This is a genomic window from Streptomyces sp. NPDC001156 (assembly GCF_053598275.1).
In genome coordinates, this window is record NZ_JBSFJX010000498.1 from 1 (window position 1) to 1,751 (window position 1,751).

The window sequence follows — 1,751 nt, forward strand, 5'->3', positions numbered from 1 at the left end:
CGGATCCACTGCACCAAGTAGGCATTGATGCGTGCCAGGAGCGGATACAGCTCCGACCGGTAGAACCGGCCGTAGTACTGCATCCAGCCCGCGACCACCGGACTCATCCGTTGGGCGAGCTCCACGAAGGTCAGACCGACCTGCCGGTGGACCCGCCAGCTGCGGACCTCCCGGCCGATCTTCTTCTGGGCGTCCTTGCTGATCGCAGGCAGAAACCTCATGAACTGCTGGCCGTTCCTGTCCTTCGCCCGGCGCTGGCGGAACGTGAACCCCAGGAAGGTGAACGACATTTGCTCGAACGAGCGTGGCCGTTTCCCGTCCCGGCAGTACACGATCCGGGTCTTGTCAGGATGCAGTCGCAGCCCGACCTCCTCCATCCTGTCCCCGAGGGCGGCCAGCACCTGCCGGGCCTGCCGCTCGGTGACGCAGTGCACCACCGCATCGTCCGCATAGCGTTCGAACTGGACGGCCGGGAACTCCCGGGCCAGCCAGGTGTCGAACGCGTAGTGCATGAACAGGTTCGCCAGCACCGGCGATACCGGTGAGCCCTGTGGGGTTCCCCGGTCGCGTTCCTGCAAGGTGCCGTCCGGCAGCTGAAGCGGGGCACTCAGCCACCGCTTGACATACAACACCACCCAGACGGCGTCGGTGTGCGCCTCCACGGCCTTGACCAGCAGGTCCCACCGGACACTGTCGAAGAACTTCTGGACATCGAGATCGATGACCCAGTCCTTCCTCCAGCAGCGTTCCCGGCAGCGCTCCACCGCGTCATGAGCCGACCGCCCAGGCCGGTATCCATAGGAGTCGGGATGGAACACCGGTTCCACCCGCCTCATCAGATGCCGGGCCACCACGGTCTGGGCAACCCGATCAGCGACACAAGGGATGCCGAGCATCCTCGTGCCGCCGCCGTGCTGCTTGGGGATCTCCACCGCACGCACCGCAGGAGGGAAGTACGTCCCCGACGACATCCGGTTCCAGATCTTGAAGAGGTTGTTCTTCAGATCCTTCTCGAACTCGTCGACGGACTGACCGTCCACCCCCGGCGCACCCTTGTTCGCCTTCACCTCGCGGTAAGCCTCCCAGACCTCCCACTTCGAGATCTCAAACGGCTTGACCTGCGACTTCAACTTGTCTATCGGTTCCTCCCGGAGACCGTCCGGTTGACCAGACACACACAGCCACGGATGACCCGGCCCCTTCGCTCCACCCCCATTACAGGGGCTTCTCCGCTACTACGAGCCAGTCCGCCGGCGCATCCCGCATCGGTACTCAGCCCCTCCACGGTTTCGGCCGCTTGGGGCGCTCCCTCTCGCCCGCTCGAACCGAACGGGCAGTATCGGGGCACGCCTTCTCCTGTTCCGCGTGATCGCGGCAGATCAGGCTCACGTCGTCTTCATGCCGGACACCACCTGGCCAGTCGGCGGGCTCCCGCCAGGCTCATCCCGGGATCGCCAGAACACCCCGGTTTCGATGTCGTCAAGGTTGTTTCGACACTTCAGCAACGATTCGCTTGCGCTCGTCTTCCTGATCCCCACCTGACGCCTCGCGGGCGCCTTTTCCTCATCGCTCACCACGACGGTCTTCAGCCAACGCAGCATGAGGCGGTTTGAAGCCTCCCCCCGCAGGGCGACTCCGAAAGGCCAATCCTTCATCGATCACGCAGCACCGCTTCGAGCAGCTCCTCCTACATCAAGCTCCCCCTCGCGTTCAGGACGCACTCTGGCACAACTTCCAGACCGGCCAGGCGG

At 64.5% G+C, this 1,751-nt stretch carries 2 protein-coding genes; both read right to left on the reverse strand.

All coding sequences use genetic code 11. From position 1 onward, the window contains the following. Window positions 1-1,130, reverse strand: a 1,130-nt coding sequence (gene ltrA / locus ACWDA7_RS52555) for a group II intron reverse transcriptase/maturase (RefSeq protein ID WP_450615277.1), incomplete at its 3' end; no start/stop codon positions are given. 255 nt (window positions 1,131-1,385) lie between these two features. Then, complete coding sequence (locus ACWDA7_RS52560; protein ID WP_390879049.1) at window positions 1,386-1,601, reverse strand: hypothetical protein; 216 nt, start codon at window positions 1,599-1,601, stop codon at window positions 1,386-1,388. Window positions 1,602-1,751: the final 150 nt, after the last annotated feature.

What these genes read in the sequence shown, in the direction of transcription:
- ACWDA7_RS52560 (WP_390879049.1), bottom strand. Translation starts at nt 1,601, where the DNA reads ATGCTGCGTTGGCTGAAGACCGTCGTGGTGAGCGATGAGGAAAAGGCG.